The sequence below is a fragment of the Shigella sonnei genome, assembly GCF_002950395.1.
In the GTDB taxonomy this organism is placed as follows: domain Bacteria; phylum Pseudomonadota; class Gammaproteobacteria; order Enterobacterales; family Enterobacteriaceae; genus ECMA0423.
Window position 1 is genome coordinate 4,076,386 of record NZ_CP026802.1, and the last position, 23,907, is coordinate 4,100,292.

Genomic DNA, 23,907 nt, shown 5'->3' on the forward strand with positions numbered 1-23,907 from the left:
ATGTCAGAGAAGCATGATTACGTGGTTATTGTCTGTTGATGACTTGTTGACCGAGCCGTCATCATTCTCAATGCATTAGTTAAATCATTTGTGATTTTTAAGGATTATCCTGTCTATGATTTTCTACTTAGAAGGATATGGCACTAACTATGCATCTTATAGTTTACTGCTGGCATCTATTTAAAATAGCAATTGAGTCAAATAGCCCATCAAGATAGCCATACCTAATATAACCGTCAGGAATGCAGCTATCATCGGCATTCTGAACATTGATTTAAGTAATATCACTTCCGTCAGGCTTGCGCCGGCACTGCCGATGATTAATGCCATTAATGCTCCCAGACCCATTCCTTTTGTCATCAGAACAGATGCCAGAGGGATAACCGCCTCAGCCCGGATATACAGCGGAATACCGACAACGGCGCTTAATGGGATGGCGAAGGGATTATCTGCTCCTGCATGAGCGGCAATCCACGCTGAGGGAATAAAGCCATAAATAAAAGATCCTATTAATACTCCTAACAAAAGATATGGCAGTACATCTTTAAACTGTTGCAACGCATCTTTGGTGGCTAGTTTTATGGGATTAATACTTACTACAGCTTTGGTACTGCAACAGGTAACTACGGGGTTCTCAATGGCTTTAGCCGCTGGACTACAACAACTCACTTTTATGGGCGTATATGTCGTTCCCGGCGAAGTTTTTGCTGGAGCACAACAATTTGCTGATGAGCTTTTACTGGCAATGATATGACGTTCAAACCCCAGAGAATCCAGGATAATACTGGCAAGAACGGAGACGCCGGCTGCGATAATCGCGTACAACAAGGTGACTTTCCAACCAAAGGTCATCCACATTAGTCCGACGATAATGGGATTAAGTAATGGTGAAACAAATAAAAAAGTGAGAGTCGGACCAAACTGTCAACGCCACGATGTTTGACCGTTATTTGCCATTTTCATGCCCGCTAAATACTTTCGTTACTGATGCTGTCCGCTTTCCACCATTTCATCATCACTGATTGGCGTTGTGTTTTTGGTCAGCACTCCAGCTTTACGTTTCTCTTTTAACCGGTAACTCTCTCCTTTGATATTCAGCGTGGTTGAGTGATGTAGCAGCCGATCCAGGATCGCTGTTGCCAGTACGTGATCTCCGAACATTTCTCCCCAGTCTGCGAACCCTTTGTTTGACGTCAGTATGATGCTCGCTTTTTCATATCGACGGTTCAGTAGCCGGAAGAACAGACTGGCTTCCTCTCTGTTCATCGGCAGATAGCCTATTTCATCTAGGATCAACACCCGGGCATAACTCAGTTGCTGTAGCTGACGCTCCAGCCGGTTTTCCTGTTTCGCTTTCATCAGTGTCGCGATCAGTCTGTCCAGTGGCATAAACAGTACCCGATGTCCCGCATCCACCGCTTTCACGCCAAGAGCTATGGCCAGATGAGTTTTTCCGACACCAGGAGGGCCCAGCAGGATCACGTTTTCGCTGCGCTCCACGAACGCCAGACCAGCCAGTTCCCGGACAACCTTACGGTCGATGCCCGGCTGGAAGGTAAAGTCGAACTGCTCCAGCGTTTTGACCCACGGCAGACGAGCCTGCTTCAGCCTGGACTCCATACCGCGCTGATGCCTGCCGTTCCATTCCTGCTGTAGCGCCATGCACAGGAACTCCCGGTAGTTCAGCTCTTTTTTAGCTGCCTGTTCCAGCAGGCTTTCAACGTGATAACTCAGATGCTCCATTTTCAGGCGACTCAGCAGGACTTCCAGTTCATGCATCACAACAGCTCCTCATAGGCACTCAGTGGTCGATGTTCCACCTGACTGACCTGCTGCCAGAGCGGGGCGTGATGCTCCGGCACTGTCTGCCAGCCAGACGATGCTGAACAGAGGCGATGTGAGGCCACCAGTTTCTCATTACTGTAGATCCGCAACTCGTCATCCAGCGATATTCGTATCGATACCGGCTGACCACACAGCGCTTCGGGAACGCTGTAACGATTACCACCAACCTCGATATAGCTGTCCCAGGACACATGGCGGATATCGAAGTAACTGGTATCGAAGTCTGTATCCGGTAACGGCTGCAGATGTTCCTGCTCCAGCGCGAAGCGCTGTTCCGGCGTTTCTTTGAACTGGCGAAGCTCCCGTTTGTCAGCCACATCGGCTATCCATTGCTCCAGTTGTTGATTGACATGAGTGAAGCTGTCGAACCTGCGGTACCGGACGAAGAAGTTCTCCTTGAGGTATTTCACCATCCGCTCAACCTTACCTTTTGTTCTGGCCCTGCGTGGACGGCATGCCCGTGGCAGGAAGTTATAGTGGTCAGCCAGCAACAGGAATCCGGAGTTGAACACGACTTTCCCGTTGTTATTCTTCAGCACCGCAGCCTTCTGGTTATCAACCAGCACCGTTTTCACACAACCACCGAAGTAGCGGAAGGCGCGAACCAGTGATTCGTAGGTATGCTCAGCATCCTGTTTTGGTGCGGCGAAGACATGGAAGCTGCGGGAGAACCCCAGCGTATTAACCGCAAAGTTAACTTTGCACCGTTGCCCGGCAACCTCCACCTCAACTTCGCCCCAGTCATGCTGGAGCTGGTATCCAGGCTGAGTTTCGAAGCGAACTGTTCTTTTTGACGGACGCATTTTACGTTTGGGCTGGATGTAGTAACGCAGCATGGAACGTCCGCCCGTATAACCCATTGCCTTAATCTCCGCGAAGATAACCTCGCTATTCCAGACATTCTCTGCCAGGCGCATGTCGATGTAATCCATAAACGGTTTCAGCTTAACCATTTTGTGGCGGGTCTTTCTGGCTGGCGGTTCAGGGTATTTGAGGTAGCGTCTGACCGTCCGTTCAGAGCAACCAATCTGAGTCGCAATATCGACGATGTACGCGCCCTGCTGGCGCATTTGCTTTATCATGTAAAAGTCCTCTCTGCTCAGCATGTTGATGTCCTTTCTGGTGTGAGAACCTTAAGGAAACAACATGTTGGGTGGAGCGGACAATCCAAATGGCGAATTACCGTCTTATATCACTGGCGCTGACAAAACCCGGCTTTCGCTGACAACAATCCACGTAACATGGGTATTGTCGAGCAACTACAGAACGGGGTAACGGCTCCCAACAGAGCAGCCAGGAGATAGCCTCTCCCTTTTCTGGCCCCCATCATCTGCTGGATTTTATGGTCTGGCACCTTTTGTCTTATCAGGCTGACACCGGCACTAATCACTATAAACAGCAACGAAAGCTCGACGGCGAGAAACACAAACATCTCTGCGGCATCTTGCAGCATCGCAAGCCAACTACTCATACGTAACCTCATTGGATAAATCTATATTTCCAGAATAATCGAAATGAAATTCAGATCAAGATATTTCTGGTATTATCGAAATATCAACCAGACAGAGGGGTGTCATATGCAGTTGGAAGAAGTCGCTAAAGCGCTGAAAGAGCTAGGTCACCCGACCCGTTTGTTCATATTTAAACATCTTGTCAAAGCCGGGGAACAAGGGTTGCCGGTCGGTGAGTTGCAAAAGCAGCTTGGGATACCTGGCTCCACACTCAGCCACCATATATCAGCACTGGTATCGGTAGGACTGGTCAAACAAAACCGTGAGAGTCGGACGCTGATGTGTGTTTCGCAATACGCAATGCTGGAAGCGATAATTGAATTCTTACGCGAGGAGTGCTGCGTAAATAGCAAAATTGCCTGATGCGCTACGCTCTACATATTTCATGCCATATATTGAATTTGCACGGTTTTGTAGGTCGGATAAGACGCGTTAGCGTCGCATCCGACATAAACAAAGCGCACTTTACCAACTATCGGCAGTGGATATCGCCGCTTTATTTCAGGCGCTTACCCGCTTCATCAACCACTTTCTCGCCATCTTCCTTGGAGAATGCGCCTTTTTGCGCATCTGGCAGAATTTCCAGCACCACTTCTGAAGGGCGGCACAGGCGAGTTCCCAGCGGCGTCACCACAATCGGGCGATTAATCAGAATCGGGTGCTGAAGCATAAAGTCGATTAACCGATCGTCAGTAAATTTATCTTCCGCAAGGCCCAGCTCCTCATACGGTTCGACGTTTTTACGCAGCAGCGCGCGTACGGAAATCCCCATATCGGCAATGAGTTTGACCAGTTCATCGCGCGTTGGCGGAGTTTCCAGATAATGGATAATGGTCGGTTCTGTGCCGCTGTTGCGGATCATCTCCAGCGTATTACGCGACGTGCCGCAGGCCGGGTTGTGATAAATGGTAATGTTGCTCATATCAGTATCTCATTACAAAGTGAAAGAGAGACGTAGCGCCAGCGCAGCCAGCGTCACAAACAGCACAGGCAGGGTCATGATAATCCCTGTACGGAAGTAATATCCCCAGCTGATAGTCATATTCTTCTGCGAAAGTACGTGCAGCCAGAGTAGCGTAGCCAGGCTACCAATTGGGGTAATTTTCGGTCCCAAATCGCAGCCAATCACATTGGCATAAACCATCGCTTCTTTGATAACGCCAGATGCCGTGCTGCCATCAATGGACAACGCGCCAACCAGTACCGTCGGCATATTGTTCATAATAGAAGAGAGGAAGGCGGTGAGGAATCCGGTGCCGAGCGTCGCGGCCCACAGGCCGTTATCCGCCAGCACGTTGAGTACGCCAGAAAGATATTCCGTTAATCCGGCATTGCGCAGGCCATAAACCACCAGATACATGCCGAGCGAGAAGATGACAATCTGCCAGGGGGCACCGCGCAGGACTTTACCCGTATTAATCGCATGACCGCGTTTAGCGACGACAAATAATATCAGCGCGCCCACAGCTGCAATGGCGCTCACCGGAATGCCGAGCGGTTCCAGGACGAAAAATCCCACCAGCAGAAGCAGTAAAACAACCCAGCCAGTTTTGAACGTAGCAGGATCTTTGATCGCTTCTGCGGGAGATTTCAGCAGCGCCATATCGTAGTTCTGCGGAATATCTTTGCGAAAATAGAGATGTAGCATCACCAGCGTGGCAACAATCGCGGCGATATCCACCGGCACCATCACCGAGGCGTATTCGCGAAAGCCGAGGCCAAAGAAATCAGCGGAAACGATATTCACCAGGTTGGAGACAATAAGCGGCAGGCTGGCGGTATCGGCAATGAATCCGGCCGCCATCACGAACGCCAGCGTCGTGCCTTTACTGAATCCTAAAGCCAGCAGCATGGCGATGACAATCGGCGTCAAAATAAGCGCCGCGCCATCATTGGCAAACAGGGCGGCAACGGCAGCACCGAGCAGGACAATCCAGGTAAACAGCAAGCGACCACGACCATTACCCCAGCGTGAGACGTGCAGCGCCGCCCATTCAAAAAAGCCGGACTCATCCAGCAGCAGGCTGATGATAATGACGGCGATAAACGCAGCCGTCGCGTTCCAGACGATATTCCACACCACCGGAATATCACCCGGATGAACCACGCCCGTAACTAACGCCAGTACTGCGCCGAGCGTTGCACTCCAGCCGATGCCTAAACCTTTCGGCTGCCAGATAACCAATACGATGGTCAGGACAAAGATAGCGCCTGCCAGTAACATAATGCCTCCCGGATAAAACACATCTGAAAATTCATATGTGTTTAGCTAAATTTTTAACTGCAAATGTTCTTACTGTCCCCGGAACAGTTTTGTCGAGCCAGGTTGCGGACAATCGCCTGAACCTTTTCCTGTTCACATCGCCAGGCCTCATCAATAATTTTCGCCGCCCATGCTGGAATATGCGGTGATAAGCGGTAATGAACCCACTTACCTTGCTTGCGGTCCAGCAATAGCCCGCTTTCACGAAGCAATGCCAGGTGGCGGGAGATCTTGGGCTGCGACTGATCGAGGGCAGTACAAAGATCGCAGACGCATAACTCTCCCAGCTCGCTGAGCAGTAAAACGATGCCCAGACGGGTTTCATCAGCAAGAATTTTGAACAATTGGATGGGTAACAGAAATGACATATTGCGCTCCTGATTGTGGCAGGTAGTGTCTCTCTTCGAAGCGGATAAGTCAAAAACATATATGACTTAACGAATGTGTAAGTGCAGAGGAAGGTAATAGGTGTGAATTTTGAGTTGGCTATTCATTTGAAAGGCGGTTTGAATCAGGACGTAAAAAAACCGACTTTGCGTCGGTTTTTTACTCTTCAGCCTGAGTTGGTGGCTCTGGCTGGAGTGAGAATGCCCACATCTAACGGTTCAATACTATTAGCCAGTGGCTAACATTGCAAGAATTAGCGATTTCTTCAGCTGGCGGAGGGGGCACTTCGGTATATATCGCAATGACGATTTATATACTTTCACTGGGTCATCGTCATATTAAGCCTTGTCCGAATCCGGATGTAAAAAAACCGACTTTGCGTCGGTTTTTTTACTCTTCAGCCCTGAGTTGGTGGCTCTGGCTGGAGTGAGATAGTCATCATCTAACGCATCAATGCTAATACCATACTGAAACTATTGCAAGGACATGCTGGTTTTATAACCTGAATGTACTGTATGATTATCCAGTTAGCTCTGAGGCATTTTCACTCTGGTAATGCGCATAAACGCTTTCAAAGTCCTGGTCAGAAGTACGGGTGGTGCCGTTAACTGATGCTCTGGCCGGAGTGAGATAGTCGTCATCTAACAATGAGACATGCGCCGTGACAGGCAGTGGATGAGTAAGCGGATGCATTCTCACTCCATCGCATGGAGAAAACGGGTGATTGATAAAGCAATCATCGTTCTTGGAGCGTTAATTGCGCTGCTGGAACTGATCCGCTTTCTGCTTCAGCTTCTGAACTGATAGCGGAAACGTAATTAAGGGCTAAGAGCACACTACTCTTAGCCCTTTAACATTTAGCGCATGGTCACGAACTCTTCTGCCGCCGTTGGGTGAATGGCGACGGTATTGTCGAAGTCTTTTTTGGTTGCGCCCATCTTCAGCGCCACCGCGAAGCCCTGCAACATTTCGTCCATACCAAAGCCAATGCCGTGAATACCGACAATCTTCTCTTCTGGCCCAACGCACACCAGCTTCATGCGGCACGGCTGGCGGTGAGTGGTGACGGCGGTATACATCGCGGTGAAAGAGGATTTATACACTTTCACCTGATCGTCGCCGTACTGCTCGCGCGCCTGCGGTTCCGTTAAACCAACAGTACCAATCGGCGGATGGCTGAAGACCACGGTCGGAATGTTGCTGTAATCCAGATGCTCATCCGGCTTGTTATTAAACAGGCGTTCAGAGAGACGGCGACCCGCTGCAACTGCTACCGGTGTCAGTTCCACTGCACCCGTGTTATCGCCCACCGCGTAAATACCTTCAATATTGGTGTTTTGATATTTATCGACGACGATATAGCCTTTTTCGTTAGTTTTAACGCCAGCGGCTTCTAGGTTGATGTTGTCATTGGCAGGCTCGCGACCAATCGCCCAAATCAGGCAATCCACCGTTTCACTGCGACCATCTTCCAGCTCCAGCGTCAGGCTACCATCGGCATTTTTCACTACCGCTTTCGGGATGGCGTTGGTGTGCAGCTGCGGGCCTTCGGCGTTCATCACTTCGACCAGCGTTTCGGAAATCATCGGGTCGAAGCTGCGCAGCGGCGCATGTTTACGCACAAACAGATGCGTTTTCGCGCCGAGGCCGTTAATCACGCCCGCCAGCTCAACGGCGATGTAACCCGCGCCAACAACCGCCACGCGCTCTGGCAAAGCAGGAAGGGCGAAGAAGCCATCAGAATCAATACCGTATTCCACGCCCGGAATATCCGGGTGGCTCGGACGACCGCCTGTGGCGATCAGAATATGATCGGCCGTGATGGTTTCGCCGTTTACCTCCAGCGTTTTGGCATCAACGAAGCGGGCAAAGCCTTTGATTACATCAACGTTATTTTTACCGAGCACGTTTTCATAGGAAGTATGAATACGGTCGATATAGGCGGTACGGCTGGCGATCAACGTTTCCCAGTTGAACTTGTTGATGGTGGTATCGAAACCATAATCAGGGCCGTACATATGGATCGCTTCACGGATTTGCGCCGCGTGCCACATCACTTTTTTCGGCACGCAGCCGACGTTCACGCAGGTGCCGCCCAGCTCTTTGGCTTCAATCAGTGCGCATTTCTGGCCGTACATAGCCGCGCGGTTGATGGAGGCGATACCGCCGCTGCCGCCGCCGATGGCGATGTAATCATAGTGTTTAGTCATGACAGAGTGTCCTTATCGTTGATTACCGCGATTGTAGCGCGAGACGTAATAGGTGCCAGCAATGGCTGCAATTACTCCGGCACGATCCAGCTTACGGTGGCGTGCCCGGTGCCTGCCGGAACCAGTTTGCTGTGCAGCCACGGCAGCACGTTATTCATCTGCTGTTCCAGTTTCCACGGCGGGTTAATCACAATCATGCCGGAAGCGGTCATGCCACGGCGATCGCTGTCTGGCAGTACCGCCAGTTCAATTTGCAGAATTTTGCGAATACCGGTCGCTTCCAGATCGTGGATCATGCGCTTAATTTGCTGACGCAGCACCACCGGATACCACAGTGCGTAAGTACCAGTGGCGAAACGTTTGTAACCTTCTGCTATCCCGCTGACCACCGCCTGATAGTCGGTTTTCATTTCATACGGCGGGTCGATAAGGATTAAACCACGGCGGGAAACCGGCGGAAGTTTGGCCTTAAGCTGCTGGAAACCGTCGGCTTTTTCGACGCGCGCACGGCTGTCTTTCTGAAATTCAGAACGCAGCAACGGGTAATCGCTCGGGTGCAGTTCGGTCAGTTGCAGGCTGTCTTGTTCGCGCAGTAGCTGGCGAGCAATCAACGGCGACCCGGGGTAGTAACGCAACTGACCGCTACGGTTGAAGTGTTTTACCACATTGATGTACGCCTCCAGTTCTGCGGGCAAATCGTCCTGCTGCCAGATACGGGCGATACCTTCGAGATATTCGCCGGTACGCTCGGCATGTTCGCTGCCTAACTGATAACGCCCGGCCCCTGCGTGGGTATCGAGATAGAGAAACGGTTTATCTTTCTCTTTCAGCGACTCGATGATCAGGCTCTGAACGGTATGTTTAAGGACGTCGGCGTGGTTGCCAGCGTGAAAGCTGTGGCGATAACTGAGCATGGGTAAAGGTGTTCCGGTAAGTAAAAATCGGCCCGTATTCGGGGCGCACAAAAGCGTATCAGGACAGTATACCGAAAAGAGGCCGCCGCCGCGAAAGCGTAACGTTTCTCATTGAAATTCACTACACTTAACCCCATGCTACACACATTATGTAAAGCGCCTGTTGAGCGCTTCCTTAACCTCTTTAACCAGGACTGCGCGAATGACGAATCCGTTACTGACTCCCTTTGAATTGCCTCCGTTTTCTAAAATTCTCCCGGAACATGTCGTTCCAGCCGTGACTCAGGCGCTGAACGATTGCCGCGAAAATGTGGCGCGCGTAGTAGCGCAAGGGGCACCGTACACCTGGGAAAATCTCTGCCAGCCGTTGGCGGAAGTGGACGATGTGTTGGGGCGTATCTTTTCCCCGGTCAGCCACCTGAACTCGGTGAAAAATAGCCCGGAACTGCGTGAAGCCTACGAGCAAACCCTGCCGCTGCTGTCGGAATACAGCACCTGGGTAGGGCAACATGAAGGGCTGTATAAAGCGTACCGCGACCTGCGCGATGGCGATCATTACGCCACGCTGAACACGGCGCAGAAGAAAGCGGTTGATAACGCCCTGCGTGATTTTGAACTCTCTGGCATAGGTCTGCCGAAAGAGAAACAGCAGCGTTACGGCGAAATTGCTACCCGTCTTTCTGAACTGGGCAACCAGTACAGCAACAACGTCCTCGATGCGACGATGGGCTGGACCAAACTCGTTACCGACGAAGCGGGGCTGGCGGGGATGCCAGAAAGCGCGCTGGCTGCGGCAAAAGCCCAGGCCGAAGCGAAAGAGCTGGAAGGCTACCTGCTGACGCTGGATATCCCAAGCTACCTGCCGGTAATGACCTACTGCGACAACCAGGCTCTGCGCGAAGAGATGTATCGCGCTTACAGCACCCGCGCCTCCGATCAAGGCCCGAACGCCGGTAAGTGGGATAACAGCAAGGTGATGGAAGAGATCCTCGCGCTGCGTCACGAACTGGCGCAACTGCTGGGCTTTGAAAACTACGCCTTTAAATCCCTTGCCACTAAAATGGCAGAAAACCCGCAGCAGGTGCTGGATTTCTTAACCGATCTGGCAAAACGCGCGCGTCCGCAAGGCGAAAAAGAGCTGGAGCAACTGCGTGCCTTCGCTAAAGCCGAATTTGGTGTCGATGAGTTGCAGCCGTGGGATATCGCTTACTACAGCGAAAAACAGAAACAGCACCTCTACAGCATCAGCGACGAGCAGCTGCGTCCGTACTTCCCGGAAAACAAAGCGGTTAACGGCCTGTTTGAAGTGGTGAAACGTATTTACGGCATCACCGCTAAAGAGCGTAAAGAGGTTGATGTCTGGCATCCGGATGTACGTTTCTTCGAACTGTATGACGAAAATAACGAACTGCGCGGCAGCTTCTACCTCGATCTGTATGCCCGTGAAAACAAGCGCGGCGGGGCGTGGATGGATGACTGCGTAGGCCAGATGCGTAAAGCTGATGGTTCTCTGCAAAAACCGGTCGCGTATTTGACTTGTAACTTCAACCGCCCGGTAAATGGTAAACCGGCGCTGTTCACTCACGACGAAGTGATCACCCTGTTCCACGAGTTCGGTCACGGCCTGCACCATATGCTGACCCGCATCGAAACCGCTGGTGTTTCCGGTATCAGCGGTGTGCCGTGGGATGCGGTCGAACTGCCGAGTCAGTTTATGGAAAACTGGTGCTGGGAGCCGGAGGCGCTGGCGTTTATCTCTGGTCACTATGAAACCGGCGAACCGCTGCCGAAAGAGTTGCTGGATAAAATGCTGGCGGCGAAGAACTACCAGGCGGCGCTGTTTATTCTGCGTCAGCTGGAGTTCGGCCTGTTTGATTTCCGCCTTCATGCCGAGTTCCGCCCGGATCAGGGGGCAAAAATCCTCGAAACTCTGGCAGAAATCAAGAAACTGGTTGCCGTGGTGCCATCTCCGTCCTGGGGCCGTTTCCCGCACGCTTTCAGCCATATTTTCGCCGGTGGTTATGCGGCAGGTTACTACAGCTACCTGTGGGCTGACGTACTGGCGGCAGATGCTTTCTCGCGCTTTGAGGAAGAGGGCATTTTCAACCGTGAAACCGGGCAGTCGTTCCTCGACAACATTCTGAGCCGTGGCGGTTCAGAAGAGCCGATGGATCTGTTCAAACGCTTCCGTGGTCGTGAACCGCAGCTGGATGCGATGCTGGAGCATTACGGCATTAAGGGCTGATCATTCAGTGAAAATCTGCTTAATTGATGAAACAGGCGCCGGAGACGGCGCCTTATCTGTTCTGGCGGCCCGCTGGGGGCTGGAGCACGATGAAGACAACCTGATGGCGCTGGTGTTAACGCCGGAACATCTGGAATTGCGCAAGCGTGATGAGCCAAAACTTGGCGGCATCTTTGTTGATTTTGTTGGCGGAGCGATGGCGCACCGACGCAAATTCGGCGGTGGTCGCGGTGAGGCGGTGGCGAAAGCGGTGGGCATTAAAGGCGATTATTTGCCGGATGTGGTGGATGCCACTGCAGGACTGGGGCGCGATGCCTTTGTGCTGGCTTCAGTCGGTTGCCGCGTGCGGATGCTGGAGCGTAATCCAGTTGTTGCCGCGCTGCTCGACGACGGCCTGGCGCGTGGTTATGCGGATGCGGAAATCGGCGGCTGGTTGCAGGAGCGTTTGCAGTTAATTCACGCCTCCAGCCTGACGGCGCTAACCGATATTACCCCACGCCCGCAGGTGGTCTATCTCGACCCGATGTTCCCGCATAAGCAGAAAAGCGCGCTGGTGAAAAAAGAGATGCGTGTCTTTCAGTCGCTGGTGGGGCCGGATCTTGATGCCGATGGATTGCTGGAGCCTGCACGCTTGCTGGCGACCAAACGCGTGGTAGTAAAGCGCCCGGACTACGCGCCACCGCTAGCGAATGTCGCCACGCCAAACGCGGTTGTGACTAAAGGGCATCGCTTTGATATCTATGCAGGTACGCCCGTGTAAAAGTAAAGCAGGGTAGCGATAACGCTACCCTGCTTTCTGCAAGAATAATTAATGGCTTTCCGGCGTCGCAATCATGCGTTTCAGCCACGGCACCATCAACAGCATCACTACTGCAACGCCCAGCGTAACCAGGCCAATCTTACCAAACACGTTGGTATAGACGGGTAACGTCTCAAGCGGATCGGTAATGTTGTCCGGCACTGCGGTAAATGTTGCCACATAGCCGCCCAGCAAGAATGCGGCAGCCTGCGTCAGGAACCACATCCCGAGAATAAAGCCCATCAAATGCTGCGGCACCAGGGCAGCAATCATCGCCAGGCCAAGGGCGCTAATAAACAATTCACCCAGGCTCTGGAATAAATACACCAGCACGATAAACCATGGCGATGTCAGCCCTTGTGCATCCGCAAACCACATTCCCGCAGCTGCCGCCGTCAAAAAGCCCAGTGAGCACATAAACATGCCGAGAGTAAATTTCATCGGCATCGAGAGGTCTTTGCCTTTGTTACCCAGATGCGTGTAAATGCCTGCCAGTATTGGGCTGGCGAGTACCACCCAGAACGGGTTAAGCGCCTGGAAGCTGACCGGGTTTATGGAAAAGCCGAGAATTTCATGATGCACGTTGTTGATGGCAAAGAAGTTCAGCGACGTTGGCATCTGGGCGTAGAGAATGTAAAACACCACCGCTTCGAGCATCAGGACAAAGGCGACAAACATTTTATTGCGCCCGGTTTTATCCAGCTTGAATGCCTGACGAAAGAAGATGATGGTGACGACGATGGAGAGAACAATCAGCACCAGATTGGCGACTTCTACGTTGTGCATCAGCCATGCACATACGAAGATCATCACCACGCTGCCAAGTAATACGTACAACAGTTTGCTGAAGCTCATCGGCTTGAAGTCGGGTTCAGAACCAATGTCTTTCACCATTCCACGACAGGCGATGTAAACCAGTAATGCGATAATTAACCCCGCCCCGCACAGGTTGTAGGTGACTGAATAACCGTATCTATCAGCGATCACAGGGGCCAGCGATAACGCTATCAACGAGCCGATATTGATCGACATATAGAACAGGGTGAATGCGCCATCAAGCCGCGGATCTTTCGGCGGATAGCACTTCGAAAGCAAGCTGGCTGGGTTAGCTTTAAACAGGCCGTTACCGACAGCGATAGTCCCCAGGGCGATGAAAATCAGGTCAGGCTTAAGTAGCGACATGCCGGTCATGAAGTAGCCAATCGCCAGCACAAGTGCTCCGAGAACAATGGTGCGTTTGGTCCCCAGCAGGTGGTCGCCGACATAGCCGCCAATGGAAATGAGGCCATAGACCAGCGCAGCAAAAGCACCAAAAGTGACAAAAGCCTGCTCTTGCGAGAATCCAAGCTGTTTAACGAAGAAAACCGCCAGTACGCCCTGCACGCCGTAGTAGCCGAATCGCTCCCATAACTCGACAAAAAAGATCATGAAAAATGGGCGAGGTTGCTGCAGCATCCCCATGGGTGTTGTTGTATTCATATTTATTAACCTTCCAATACCATCCTGAAAAGTATGAACGCGTAAGGGATAACGCGCGAAAAAGTTTACATCTGTCAGAGATTCTTAATATTGATGCGGTGAATAGATTAATACACTATTACAACAGAAAATAACCAGCTGATCACACTAATGATGGAAAATATGATAGTGTTAAATGTTGTATTGGCAGGAGATTTTGATTGCGTACGCAGATCGTAGGCCAGATAAGGGGTTTACGCTGCATCAGGTAACAAGGCGCGCCAAAAAGCAAAACGCCCGCATATGCGGGCGTTCAGGAACACGTCGTGGGGGGATGATTATTCTTCTTCGTCGCGCAGCGGAACAATCAGCATATCAACGTGAACGGTGTTGATCAGCTGACGTGCGGAAGACATTAGTTTGCTCCAGAAGTCCTGGTGGTGACCACAAACCACCAGATCCATATCGTATTTCTTGATTGCATCGACCAGAACCTGGCCCAGGTCGCCGCTGCCGCTCAGGGTTTCAGTGATTGGGTAGCCTGCATTAGTGGAAAGCTCGGTCAGCGCATGATGTGTCTCTTCAGAGATGCGTTTCTGCATATCACCCAGATTCACATCAATAAGCCCGGTGTATAGGTCAGAGTAGTTTACATCTACGTGGATCAGAGAAACTTTCGCATTGTAGGGGCGAGCCATAGAGACTGCTTTCTCTACCAGAACTTTGCTTTCCGGGGAGAGATCGACCGCGATGAGAATGTGTTTATAAGCCATAGTGTTACTCCTTCCATAAAGTTGTCGATGACTGGCCAGCTAGCGTTTCTTGTGCCGTTACGTCACCCGCGTCCTGCGAACTACGTGCGCGGGGCTAACCCAGCCGTAAAGATTCAGTGTTAAGACCATCCTTACCTTATAGCGACCCGGATGATCCGTCAATCCGCCTTGCTTACCCGTTAGATAAACAAATTTTCGACATGAATATATTGATAGTGGTTAACCTTCTGGAAAAAAAACAACCTGATCTCCTACACTATCTATAGAGCCGCTCGGATGTTGGTCACCACAAAAGCGGTTTCTCCAGGACCTGGTGTTAACTGATTGGCAGCGTATCGGGAGCGGTAGCCCCGGGGTGGAACTCCGCGGGCAGGTCGCCGGGGAGGAGGTATGATAAGCACCGTCGCATTATTTTGGGCTTTATGTGTCGTTTGCATTGTTAACATGGCGCGCTATTTCTCATCACTACGCGCGTTGTTAGTGGTACTGCGTAACTGCGATCCATTGCTCTATCAATATGTTGATGGAGGGGGCTTTTTTACCTCACATGGCCAACCCAACAAACAGGTGCGTCTCGTTTGGTATATCTATGCCCAACGTTATCGCGATCATCACGATGATGAATTTATTCGCCGCTGTGAGCGGGTGCGTCGGCAGTTTATTCTGACCAGCGCATTGTGTGGTCTGGTGGTGGTCAGCCTGATTGCATTGATGATTTGGCATTAAGCACTTCAGCAATAATAACGCATAAAAAAAGCGGGCCAGTAAACTGACCCGCTCAAGACTGATTACAAACGCAAAATTGCCTGATGCGCTACGCTTATCAGGCCTACATAATCTCTGCAATCTATTGAATTTGCATGTTTTTGTAGGCCGGATAAGGCGTTCACGCCGCATCCGGCATGAACAAAGCGCACTATGTCACAATCTGAAGCGGGCCAGCTGACCCGCTCGTTTTGGTGCGTACGATTACAGGAACTGCAAGGAGAGCCAGTACAGCCCGCCGGAAAGCAGTACCGCAGCCGGAAGGGTAAACACCCAGGCCATCAGAATACTGGTTACGGTTTTACGCTGTAAGCCGCCGCCATCTACCACCATCGTCCCCGCGACAGAAGAGGAGAGTACGTGAGTAGTGGAAACCGGCATCCCGGTATAACTCGCCAGGCCGATAGACACTGCCGCCGTCATCTGGGCAGACATCCCCTGAGCGTAGGTCATGCCTTTCTTACCGATTTTCTCACCGATAGTCGTTGCCACACGGCGCCAGCCAATCATCGTACCGATACCTAACGCCAGCGCGACCGCCATGATGATCCACACCGGTGCATACTCGATGGTGCTAAGCATGTCGGACTTCAGTTTCTTCAACAGGCGCTGATCGTCAGCACTCACGCCAGGCATCTTCACCACTTTGTCGATAGTGTCAGAAACGCACAGCATAATGCGGCGCATCTGGCTACGTTGATCAAGCGACAGCTTGTCGTAGCTTTCCACATCGGTGGTCAACATACCTTTCAGGCGGTTGAGCGCGTTAATGGTATTCGACGGATGGCAGTGGAACTCCGCAGGTTGCGTTGCGCCAGCTTCCGGAGCCGGTACTAACTGATCAGCACCGGTAGCCTGTTTGAGCAGCGCAGGATGCTGCTCAAAGTAAGCTTCGACGTTGTTGATGGCATCACGGGTACGGGTGATTTCGTAGCCAGTGGCATTCATGTTCACCACGAAGCCTGCTGGCGCGACGCCAATCAATACCAACATAACCAGACCAATGCCTTTCTGACCATCGTTCGCGCCGTGCGAAAACGCCACGCCGATAGCGGAAAGGATCAGCGCGATACGTGTCCAGAACGGCGGCTTTTTCTTGCCGTCTTTCTTTTCACGCTCCGCTGGGGTCAGGTGGATACGGGCGCGTTTCTTGGTGCCGCTCCAGTAGCGACGCAGCAAGAAAATCAGACCGCCAGCAAACACCAGGCCGACAATAGGGGAAACGATCAGAGAACCGAAAATACTTAATACTTTCGGGATATTGAGTGCATCCACCACTGACGTCCCGGTCATCAACGCATTGGTTAAACCAATCCCGATGATCGCGCCAATCAGCGTATGAGAGCTGGATGCAGGTAAACCAAAGTACCAGGTACCCAGGTTCCAGATAATCGCCGCCAGCAACATAGAGAACACCATGGCAAGGCCATGAGACGATCCCATATTAAGCAGCAGATCCGTCGGCAGCATATGCACAATGGCATAGGCAACACTCAGACCACCCAGCAAAACACCCAAAAAGTTGAACACCGCCGCCATAACCACGGCGAGCTGAGAACGCATCGCGCGGGTATAGATAACGGTTGCCACGGCGTTGGCTGTGTCATGGAAACCATTGATGGCTTCGTAGAACAGCACAAAAGCCAGTGCAAGCAATAATAACAGCCCGGTATGCAAATCCAGGCCAGCAAACAAATGTAGCATAGGACGTTACGCCATTTTGAGGACATGAACGCGGCGCATTATCAGTGACTTTCGCGGCGCGGGCAAAGTGAAATATAGACTTTTTTTGATTTGCCTCCTGTATGGATTTCACTCAAAAAATAATTATCTTATATAATTCAGGCAAATACTTCCTTTTAGTAATATTGATGCTGGTGCGACCACTGAGGAATCTTTACAATTCACGCCCGTTTTTTCTAAGAGGAGCGCAACGTGGAAAGGTTTGATGCCATTATTATAGGCGCTGGTGCGGCGGGTATGTTCTGTTCTGCGCTGGCAGGTCAGGCAGGACGCCGGGTTCTGCTGATCGATAATGGTAAAAAACCAGGGCGCAAAATCCTTATGTCTGGCGGTGGGCGCTGCAACTTTACCAACCTTTATGTCGAACCAGGCGCTTATCTGAGCCAGAATCCGCATTTTTGTAAGTCTGCACTCGCACGTTTTACCCAGTGGGATTTCATTGATCTGGTCAATAAACACGGCATCGCATGGCACGAGAAAACGTTAGGGCAACTCTTCTGCGATGACTCCGCGCAGCAGATTGTCGACATGCTGGTGGATGAGTGCGAGAAGGGCAATGTGACCTTCAGATTGCGTAGCGAAGTGCTGAGTGTGGCGGAGGATGAAACAGGCTTCACGCTTGATCTGAACGGCATGACTGTCGGTTGCGAAAAGCTGGTCATGGCGACCGGTGGGCTGTCAATGCCGGGGCTGGGCGCGTCGCCGTTTGGTTATAAGATTGCCGAACAATTTGGCCTCAACGTGCTGCCGACCCGTGCGGGTCTGGTGCCATTCACTCTGCATAAACCGTTGCTCGAAGAGTTACAGGTGCTGGCGGGCGTGGCGGTGCCTTCCGTGATTACCGCTGAAAACGGCATCGTTTTCCGTGAGAACTTACTCTTCACCCATCGCGGCTTGTCTGGACCGGCGGTGTTGCAGATTTCCAGCTACTGGCAACCGGGTGAATTTGTCAGTATCAATCTGCTACCGGATGTGGATCTCGAAACCTTCCTGAATGAGCAGCGTAACGCACATCCGAATCAGAGCCTGAAAAACACACTGGCGGTTCATCTACCGAAGCGGTTGGTTGAACGCTTACAGCAACTCGGGCAAATCCCGAATGTTTCGCTAAAACAGCTCAACGTGCGTGACCAACAGGCACTGATTAGCACATTGACCGACTGGCGCGTACAACCCAACGGCACTGAAGGCTATCGCACTGCCGAAGTGACGCTCGGCGGCGTGGACACCAACGAACTCTCTTCACGGACGATGGAAGCGCGCAAAGTGCCTGGGCTGTACTTCATCGGCGAAGTGATGGACGTTACCGGCTGGCTGGGGGGCTATAACTTCCAGTGGGCGTGGTCGAGTGCGTGGGCTTGTGCGCAGGATTTGATTGCAGCGAAGTCGTCCTGACCTGTTACCTAAAGATGAAAATTATTAGAGCCGCATTAAAAATGAGCTAATTTTGATAGTGGCTATCTTGTGATTATTTTCTAATGAGCCCGTGAACTGAAACCCTCCAGGCTTAATATAAGGTGGAAGGAAAGGTGATTGAAAACTCACCCAGTGGCCAGATCTTTATAAAATATGAACAGGCTGAAAAAGACAGTAACTTTGTTGTTTTTTTATCCTTAACCACTATGCATTAATGCTGCGTTATTTCATGATGCCTAAGAAAAACCAGCGTTACGCAAATGGTCAACGCTGGTTTTATCCGGTACGTTGCAATTATTTTTTAGCAGAACCCGCTTCTAATATTGAAACGATTGAGAACAACGTAAAGCATACCGCTCCCAAACCGACCAGAACTCGCGAAGGAATAAAATATCCCATGTCGGTCTGCGCCATTTCCGCAAGAAATGATGCCAGGAAAAGGCAAAACAGGCAGGTGAAGACGGGTATCATCGGTATTCTGTTGGCTAACGAACAGGTACGTCTCCAGACCAGTGCCAGTAGCCAGACTTTTGAGAATATGCTGTAACAGATCATTCCGAGGCAAATAAGAATAATGCCGGGAGCCAGTCGGGCGCTTGCATCGGAACTGACTAAGACGTATATCCCCTGCAGTACCGTGATTGAGCCGAGAAAAATAACCCAATAACACCACAGCCAGTGTTCTTTAGTTGAAAACGTATTACGTGTTTGATGGACAATTGTGGCAACAAGGCCAATTAGACAGGCACAGATTGCGGTTAACCCAAGCAATACGTGACCCGCGACATAATGCGGAGTTATGTCAGCACTACGTAACAGCGTAATAGACCAAATGAAACCGAGCAGGGTGAGTAAAACGGGAACGGCAATGAGGCAATTACCGATTAATGAAGAATAAGCCTGTACCGGCGTTCCATCGCTCTTGCTCCCCGCTGCATTTTTGGGAATGAGCAGAAAGTGACCGGATGACGCTGCCACCGTCGATACACAGGCGGCAATCATACCAACGCCGAAAATAACATGGCCGGCGACAAACTCGTCTGCCATCACATCATTGCCTGCTAACAGTGCCCAACCCCATATCATGGTGATAATTGACCCCGCATAGCCAATAATGGGGAACAATGTATTGTAAAACGTATTAACGCCGCGCGTGAGCTGCGAAATGATAATAAATGCGGTAGTGAATAATGCCAGGCATATGGCCGCCAGAGAAATCAGCACATGACCCGCGACGAAATACTCGCTTTGCCCTGAACTTTCCAGCACAAAGCCACCTAACGCGATGCAAATTAATCCCATAATCAAAGGGATTAATTTGAAAAGCCACCCGATATATATGTTCACTTTAAACTCCTCAGGTATCCCTGCTAATAATGAAATGTGCATTAATGATAATTTCAGCCTGTTAATATAACGACGAGATATCATTAAAGACAAATGCATAGCATAACTATAGCGGGGTTTACTGTGCCGAGTGCCATTTTTTACCGGTTAAAAGGCCATGATAAATAAATATTTATCCTAAGATTAATTCTTATTCTGTTGTTTTTTTTTACAATTATCTTCCAGGGATGGATTGTTTTCCATTATTTAGTAAAAGACCGGATAGTCTCGGTGCTTAAAATCATCGAACATATAAGTATTATTGCTTTGTATCATCGTAAATATGTCTTTCAGACATGTATTGTTTATTTTGTTACTAACAAGTAAAAATATTACAGGTTATTTATGAAAGTATTTCACAATATATTTAAGCACTTCTCTTCAAACCATCAAGATAAGCATTCAGATAAAGTTAACAGTCATCAACACCATGGCAAGGTTGATAAAAAATATCGATCAAACACAGTTGAAGTTAATATGCTGAATGACTTTTCGCAAATAGATAACGATTTAGGCCTGAATATCATCTATTTCCTGCAACATGGTCACTGGAGGGTAAATGAACATAGTCTTCAGATGGAGAAAATATGGTTTTACAATAGTGAGCCATCTATAGATATTCAAGAATATAATAGTTTCGCCGATAATACTACTAACACGTTTATCTTTACAATTATACCAGACAATAACCATGTGATAAAATTATCGTCTCCCATTACAGTTAAGATTGAGTGTAAGGATGGTTATTATTTTATTAATTTCTCCGGAGATAAATCAGACATAATTTATAAATCAGACATAACTTATAAAGTTAATGGGCTTTCTATCATACCTGAAAATTTCTTTACTCTTCTTAGCGGTAATTTTAAAGCTGACTGGCGTTGGGATGTCTCTAAAGAGACGTTTCCTAAGGATAAGTTTGATAGCTATGTTAAATCTGTGTTTTCTAAAATAGACTTTTATAAACAATGTGGTGTGATTAACCCACAAAATGCCAACACGGCTTATTTTGGCGATACAGATGGAAGAGTAGGCGCTGTACTTTATGCATTGCTCGTTTCAGGGCATATAGGCATCAGGGAAAAGGGTTGGAGTTTATTATGTGAATTATTAAAACACGAAAACATGGCTTCATCTGCATACATACATAAAAATAATAAATTGCTCTACAATTTATTAAATACGAGAGACATGATATTGAATGAGTTGCATCAACATGTTTTTTTAAAGGACGATGCGATAACCCCTTGTATCTTCCTTGGGGATCATACAGGCGATAGATTTAGTACTATTTTTGGTGATAAATATATCCTTACTTTGCTAAATTCTATGCGAAATATGGATGGTAATAAAGATAGCCGTATTAATAAAAATGTCATCGTTCTGGCTGGAAATCATGAAATCAATTTTAATGGTAACTATACTGCACGACTAGAAAATTATAAACTCTCTGCCGGTGATACGTATAACTTAATTAAAACGCTCGATGTTTGTCATTATGACTCAGAAACGAAAGTTTTAACCAGTCATCACGGAATAATAAGAAATGAAGAAAATGAATGTTATTGTCTCGGTGCTTTGCAGGTTCCATTTAATCAGATGAAAGACCCAATTGATCCTGAGGAATTAGCAAATATATTTAATAAAAAACATAAACAACACATGGATGATCGTCTTATCCATCTAATTAGAAGCAATGCTGTAGCATCCACACCTGTATATGAAAATTATTTTAATAACACTACTGCTTTCAGACCAAAACCTGAAGATATCTTCAAATGTGGACAGACGCTCAAAAAAACTAAACAGAAATATGGCCATTATGGATTAGGGGTAGATCAGCATCAAAAAATTGATAATTATACCATGGGGCTAAATTCCTGGAAGATAGCACCTAACGAACGTGGTGATAAAAAAGGTGTCCCAGGGCTTAGTTGTTTTCAACCTCAATAAAACTTCATGAGTGCTGTGGTATCTCTTTTTAATTTTGCCAGTATTTCATAGGTTTTCTTAATCGATTGTAGAGGCATGTTCTGATGACGCCTCTACAATCTTTAGGGACTTTCTCTGCTATGAGATAAGAAATTTCATATTATGCTTTAAGGCTGAATGATTTGTGCAAAATATAATTATTTTCCCATCGAACATGAGGTGTATGTCATAAGATTAAATGTTAACTATGTATTCCTCGCGGTAAATAATATGAGGTAAAAGATGAAAATTGGAACTGTGGCAGGCACTAACGACAGTACAACGACAATCACAACAAATGATATGGTGCAAGAGCATGTTACCAACTTCACTAAAGAACTGTTTGGGTATATTGCAAATGGTATAGGTGATGATATATCAAGTATTGCCAGGACAATGCTCGGTGAGGTTGTGGAAAAAATAGATGATTGGCAAATAGAACGGTTCCAACAATCTATTCAAGATGACAAAATTTCATTTACCATACAAACGAATCATTCAGAAAAATATAGTATGCTATCGGGCATGCGCGCTCATATTCTACGTAGGAATAACTGTTATCAGTTTATTGTGACAATTAATAGTAAAAATTACGGTTGCCCTCTTGATAATACCGATATTAATTGGTGCAGCATTGTTTATTTACTTAATAATATGACAATAAATGATAATGCTAATGATGTTGCAGTTACTGAGTCGTACAAACCCATCTGGAACTGGAAAATATCGCAATACAATGTATTTGATATTAAATTCGAAACAATGATAAAACCCCAGTTCGCTGACAGAACCTATTTCTCCAATTGTTCACCTGTTGATCCCACAAGTACCAGACCGACCTATTTTGGCGATACCGATGGCTCAGTCGGTGCAGTTTTGTACGCGCTTTTTGCAACGGGACATTTGGGAATCATGGCTGAAGGAGAAAATTTCCTTAGCCAGTTGCTTAATATAGAAGATGAAGTTCTCAACGTATTGCTAAGGGAGAACTTTAATGAGCAACTTGACACTAATGTTAATATAATAATCAGTATCCTGAACAGAAGAGACATTGTTTTAGAAAGTCTTCAGCCTTATTTGGTTATTAATAAAGACGCAGTCACGCCATGTACGTTTCTGGGCGACCAGACTGGCGATCGATTTAGTAATATCTGTGGCGATAAATTTATCATCGATTTATTAAAACGCATAATGAGTATCAATGAAAACGTTCATGTATTAGCTGGAAATCATGAAACGAATTGCAATGGTAACTATATGCAGAACTTCACGCGCATGAAACCACTTGATGAGGATACCTACTCTGGGATAAAAGATTATCCTGTATGTTTCTATGACCCCAAATACAAAATAATGGCAAATCATCATGGGATAACTTTTGATGATCAGCGAAAACGTTACATTATAGGACCGATAACAGTCTCTAGTGATGAAATGACCAATGCTCTCGATCCGGTCGAATTAGCGGCAATTATCAATAAAAAGCACCATGCTGTAATTAATGGCAAAAAGTTTAAAAATAGCCGGGCTATCTCTTGTCGATCCTTTAATCGTTATTTTTCTGTTTCGACAGATTACAGACCTAAACTTGAAGCACTATTAGCATGCTCACAAATGTTAGGTATAAATCAAGTTGTTGCACATAACGGTAATGGTGGAAGAGAATGTATAGGTGAAACGGGGACAGTTTTAGGTCTTAACGCCCGTGACAGTAAACATGCTGGAAGAATGTTCAGCATGCATAATTGCCAAATTAACCCTGGTGCAGGGCCTGAGATAACCACTCCCTGGAAGTCTTACCAGCATGAAAAAAACAGAAATGGACTTATGCCTTTGATCAGAAGGCGCACAATGTTACAGCTCTGAACCATAGACAACATGAATATTAATGTTACTATCTGGTTGAGACTGTTGATAAAACGTAAAAAGGAATGCTCTGTTCCTGCAACTGAACAGGCGTGAAACGCTATCCAACAGGATGGATACCGTTTTGTCAGCCAGTTTTATAGATCACACTTATGAGTATGCGTGTTTCATTTACGGCCAGGAATGCTGATGATGACAACATTACTACCCGTTTTCACTAAGCCTTCCCCGTTGGCGCTCAATGCTCTGCGCGCTGGTCGTATTTGTCGTTTCCTTCTTATCCCGGATGGAAGAATCCGCTGAACGTCGTTCGGCGGCAGTTGTAACACGCGTCGTTTGCTTGCAGGGATTATGG

Annotated in this window: 22 protein-coding genes and 2 pseudogenes; 10 read left to right on the forward strand and 14 right to left on the reverse strand. The window is 48.5% G+C overall.

Annotated features, from left to right (window positions below):
* Positions 1–180: 180 nt before the first annotated feature.
* The 4 genes and pseudogenes from C1P89_RS21060 to C1P89_RS21075 all read right to left on the reverse strand — a co-directional run.
* Positions 181–921, reverse strand: a pseudogene (locus tag C1P89_RS21060) (permease); the annotation flags it as partial.
* 60 nt (positions 922–981) lie between these two features.
* Complete coding sequence (gene istB / locus C1P89_RS21065) at positions 982–1,779, reverse strand: IS21-like element IS21 family helper ATPase IstB (RefSeq protein WP_000544828.1); 798 nt, start codon at positions 1,777–1,779, stop codon at positions 982–984.
* Positions 1,779–2,951, reverse strand: coding sequence for an IS21-like element IS21 family transposase (gene istA / locus C1P89_RS21070; protein ID WP_000952382.1), 1,173 nt, complete (start codon positions 2,949–2,951; stop codon positions 1,779–1,781). Before istA ends, istB begins: the two co-directional genes overlap by 1 nt.
* A gap of 101 nt (positions 2,952–3,052) precedes the next feature.
* Positions 3,053–3,316 (reverse strand): annotated as a pseudogene (locus C1P89_RS21075) (permease); the annotation flags it as partial.
* Between the two features lie 106 nt (positions 3,317–3,422).
* Between C1P89_RS21075 and C1P89_RS21080 the strand changes: the two are divergent.
* Positions 3,423–3,719 (forward strand): ArsR/SmtB family transcription factor, encoded by a 297-nt coding sequence (locus C1P89_RS21080; protein ID WP_001175589.1) that lies wholly within the window; start codon positions 3,423–3,425, stop codon positions 3,717–3,719.
* Between the two features lie 133 nt (positions 3,720–3,852).
* On the opposite strand, the gene arsC is transcribed toward C1P89_RS21080, so the two are convergent.
* From arsC to C1P89_RS26140, 4 genes are all read right to left on the reverse strand, one after another.
* Positions 3,853–4,278 carry a glutaredoxin-dependent arsenate reductase gene (arsC, locus tag C1P89_RS21085; RefSeq protein ID WP_000065769.1) on the reverse strand — a complete coding sequence of 142 codons (426 nt, stop codon included), beginning with the start codon at positions 4,276–4,278 and terminating at the stop codon, positions 3,853–3,855.
* A 12-nt stretch (positions 4,279–4,290) separates the two neighbouring features.
* Positions 4,291–5,580, reverse strand: coding sequence for an arsenite/antimonite:H(+) antiporter ArsB (gene arsB, locus C1P89_RS21090; protein ID WP_000922639.1), 1,290 nt, complete (start codon positions 5,578–5,580; stop codon positions 4,291–4,293).
* Positions 5,581–5,633: 53 nt separating this feature from the next.
* Positions 5,634–5,987 (reverse strand): As(III)-sensing metalloregulatory transcriptional repressor ArsR, encoded by a 354-nt coding sequence (gene arsR / locus C1P89_RS21095; RefSeq protein ID WP_000008957.1) that lies wholly within the window; start codon positions 5,985–5,987, stop codon positions 5,634–5,636.
* Between the two features lie 538 nt (positions 5,988–6,525).
* A complete protein-coding gene (locus tag C1P89_RS26140; protein ID WP_005140459.1) occupies positions 6,526–6,699 on the reverse strand; it encodes a hypothetical protein in 174 nt (57 codons plus the stop codon).
* A 27-nt stretch (positions 6,700–6,726) separates the two neighbouring features.
* On the opposite strand from C1P89_RS26140, the gene dinQ reads away from it, so the two are divergent.
* Complete coding sequence (dinQ, locus tag C1P89_RS21105) at positions 6,727–6,810, forward strand: damage-inducible type I toxin DinQ (RefSeq protein ID WP_001295215.1); 84 nt, start codon at positions 6,727–6,729, stop codon at positions 6,808–6,810.
* 53 nt (positions 6,811–6,863) lie between these two features.
* On the opposite strand, the gene gorA is transcribed toward dinQ, so the two are convergent.
* Positions 6,864–8,216 (reverse strand): glutathione-disulfide reductase, encoded by a 1,353-nt coding sequence (gene gorA / locus C1P89_RS21110; protein WP_000160805.1) that lies wholly within the window; start codon positions 8,214–8,216, stop codon positions 6,864–6,866.
* 71 nt (positions 8,217–8,287) lie between these two features.
* Positions 8,288–9,130, reverse strand: coding sequence for a 23S rRNA (adenine(2030)-N(6))-methyltransferase (rlmJ, locus tag C1P89_RS21115; RefSeq protein WP_000954225.1), 843 nt, complete (start codon positions 9,128–9,130; stop codon positions 8,288–8,290).
* A 202-nt stretch (positions 9,131–9,332) separates the two neighbouring features.
* Here rlmJ and prlC point away from each other — a divergent pair, with 202 nt between their 5' ends.
* Together prlC and rsmJ are read left to right on the forward strand one after the other, a co-directional pair.
* Positions 9,333–11,375: an oligopeptidase A gene (prlC, locus tag C1P89_RS21120; protein ID WP_005140456.1), complete on the forward strand. Its 2,043-nt coding sequence runs from the start codon at positions 9,333–9,335 to the stop codon at positions 11,373–11,375.
* A 7-nt stretch (positions 11,376–11,382) separates the two neighbouring features.
* Positions 11,383–12,135, forward strand: coding sequence for a 16S rRNA (guanine(1516)-N(2))-methyltransferase RsmJ (rsmJ, locus tag C1P89_RS21125; RefSeq protein ID WP_000686608.1), 753 nt, complete (start codon positions 11,383–11,385; stop codon positions 12,133–12,135).
* A 48-nt stretch (positions 12,136–12,183) separates the two neighbouring features.
* Here rsmJ and dtpB read toward each other — a convergent pair whose 3' ends face one another.
* On the reverse strand, positions 12,184–13,653 hold the full coding sequence (dtpB, locus tag C1P89_RS21130) for a dipeptide/tripeptide permease DtpB (protein WP_001098659.1): 1,470 nt from the start codon (positions 13,651–13,653) through the stop codon (positions 12,184–12,186).
* Between the two features lie 165 nt (positions 13,654–13,818).
* Between dtpB and C1P89_RS26145 the strand changes: the two genes are divergently transcribed.
* On the forward strand, positions 13,819–13,872 hold the full coding sequence (locus C1P89_RS26145) for a hypothetical protein (RefSeq protein WP_212591402.1): 54 nt from the start codon (positions 13,819–13,821) through the stop codon (positions 13,870–13,872).
* A gap of 98 nt (positions 13,873–13,970) precedes the next feature.
* Here the strand turns inward: C1P89_RS26145 and uspA are convergent, their stop codons facing one another.
* Positions 13,971–14,405, reverse strand: a complete 435-nt coding sequence (gene uspA / locus C1P89_RS21140) for a universal stress protein UspA (protein WP_000323571.1) — start codon at positions 14,403–14,405, stop codon at positions 13,971–13,973.
* 390 nt (positions 14,406–14,795) lie between these two features.
* Between uspA and uspB the strand changes: the two genes are divergently transcribed.
* Positions 14,796–15,131, forward strand: a complete 336-nt coding sequence (uspB, locus tag C1P89_RS21145; protein ID WP_000626187.1) for a universal stress protein UspB — start codon at positions 14,796–14,798, stop codon at positions 15,129–15,131.
* A gap of 243 nt (positions 15,132–15,374) precedes the next feature.
* On the opposite strand, the gene pitA is transcribed toward uspB, so the two are convergent.
* Positions 15,375–16,874, reverse strand: coding sequence for an inorganic phosphate transporter PitA (gene pitA / locus C1P89_RS21150; protein WP_000902780.1), 1,500 nt, complete (start codon positions 16,872–16,874; stop codon positions 15,375–15,377).
* 231 nt (positions 16,875–17,105) lie between these two features.
* Between pitA and C1P89_RS21155 the strand changes: the two genes are divergently transcribed.
* Complete coding sequence (locus C1P89_RS21155; protein WP_000439166.1) at positions 17,106–18,308, forward strand: BaiN/RdsA family NAD(P)/FAD-dependent oxidoreductase; 1,203 nt, start codon at positions 17,106–17,108, stop codon at positions 18,306–18,308.
* Positions 18,309–18,623: 315 nt separating this feature from the next.
* Here C1P89_RS21155 and C1P89_RS21160 read toward each other — a convergent pair whose 3' ends face one another.
* Positions 18,624–19,676, reverse strand: a complete 1,053-nt coding sequence (locus tag C1P89_RS21160; protein WP_001028905.1) for a DUF2776 domain-containing protein — start codon at positions 19,674–19,676, stop codon at positions 18,624–18,626.
* A 384-nt stretch (positions 19,677–20,060) separates the two neighbouring features.
* On the opposite strand from C1P89_RS21160, the gene C1P89_RS21165 reads away from it, so the two are divergent.
* From C1P89_RS21165 to yhiY, 3 genes are all read left to right on the forward strand, one after another.
* On the forward strand, positions 20,061–21,668 hold the full coding sequence (locus C1P89_RS21165) for a DUF4049 domain-containing protein (RefSeq protein ID WP_000862313.1): 1,608 nt from the start codon (positions 20,061–20,063) through the stop codon (positions 21,666–21,668).
* A gap of 261 nt (positions 21,669–21,929) precedes the next feature.
* Positions 21,930–23,552 (forward strand): DUF4049 domain-containing protein, encoded by a 1,623-nt coding sequence (locus C1P89_RS21170; protein WP_005143817.1) that lies wholly within the window; start codon positions 21,930–21,932, stop codon positions 23,550–23,552.
* 189 nt (positions 23,553–23,741) lie between these two features.
* Positions 23,742–23,855, forward strand: a complete 114-nt coding sequence (gene yhiY, locus C1P89_RS26150; RefSeq protein ID WP_001296785.1) for a protein YhiY — start codon at positions 23,742–23,744, stop codon at positions 23,853–23,855.
* The last annotated feature ends 52 nt before the right edge of the window (positions 23,856–23,907 follow it).

Excerpts from the sequence above, each read along its gene's own strand:
- istB (WP_000544828.1), bottom strand. The coding sequence starts at position 1,779 with ATGCATGAACTGGAAGTCCTGCTGAGTCGCCTGAAAATGGAGCATCTG.
- istA (WP_000952382.1), bottom strand. The coding sequence starts at position 2,951 with ATGCTGAGCAGAGAGGACTTTTACATGATAAAGCAAATGCGCCAGCAG.
- C1P89_RS21080 (WP_001175589.1), top strand. The coding sequence starts at position 3,423 with ATGCAGTTGGAAGAAGTCGCTAAAGCGCTGAAAGAGCTAGGTCACCCG.
- arsC (WP_000065769.1), bottom strand. The coding sequence starts at position 4,278 with ATGAGCAACATTACCATTTATCACAACCCGGCCTGCGGCACGTCGCGT.
- arsB (WP_000922639.1), bottom strand. The coding sequence starts at position 5,580 with ATGTTACTGGCAGGCGCTATCTTTGTCCTGACCATCGTATTGGTTATC.
- arsR (WP_000008957.1), bottom strand. The coding sequence starts at position 5,987 with ATGTCATTTCTGTTACCCATCCAATTGTTCAAAATTCTTGCTGATGAA.
- C1P89_RS26140 (WP_005140459.1), bottom strand. The coding sequence starts at position 6,699 with ATGCATCCGCTTACTCATCCACTGCCTGTCACGGCGCATGTCTCATTG.
- gorA (WP_000160805.1), bottom strand. The coding sequence starts at position 8,216 with ATGACTAAACACTATGATTACATCGCCATCGGCGGCGGCAGCGGCGGT.
- rlmJ (WP_000954225.1), bottom strand. The coding sequence starts at position 9,130 with ATGCTCAGTTATCGCCACAGCTTTCACGCTGGCAACCACGCCGACGTC.
- prlC (WP_005140456.1), top strand. The coding sequence starts at position 9,333 with ATGACGAATCCGTTACTGACTCCCTTTGAATTGCCTCCGTTTTCTAAA.
- dtpB (WP_001098659.1), bottom strand. The coding sequence starts at position 13,653 with ATGAATACAACAACACCCATGGGGATGCTGCAGCAACCTCGCCCATTT.
- uspA (WP_000323571.1), bottom strand. The coding sequence starts at position 14,405 with ATGGCTTATAAACACATTCTCATCGCGGTCGATCTCTCCCCGGAAAGC.
- uspB (WP_000626187.1), top strand. The coding sequence starts at position 14,796 with ATGATAAGCACCGTCGCATTATTTTGGGCTTTATGTGTCGTTTGCATT.
- pitA (WP_000902780.1), bottom strand. The coding sequence starts at position 16,874 with ATGCTACATTTGTTTGCTGGCCTGGATTTGCATACCGGGCTGTTATTA.
- C1P89_RS21165 (WP_000862313.1), top strand. The coding sequence starts at position 20,061 with ATGAAAGTATTTCACAATATATTTAAGCACTTCTCTTCAAACCATCAA.
- C1P89_RS21170 (WP_005143817.1), top strand. The coding sequence starts at position 21,930 with ATGAAAATTGGAACTGTGGCAGGCACTAACGACAGTACAACGACAATC.
- yhiY (WP_001296785.1), top strand. The coding sequence starts at position 23,742 with ATGATGACAACATTACTACCCGTTTTCACTAAGCCTTCCCCGTTGGCG.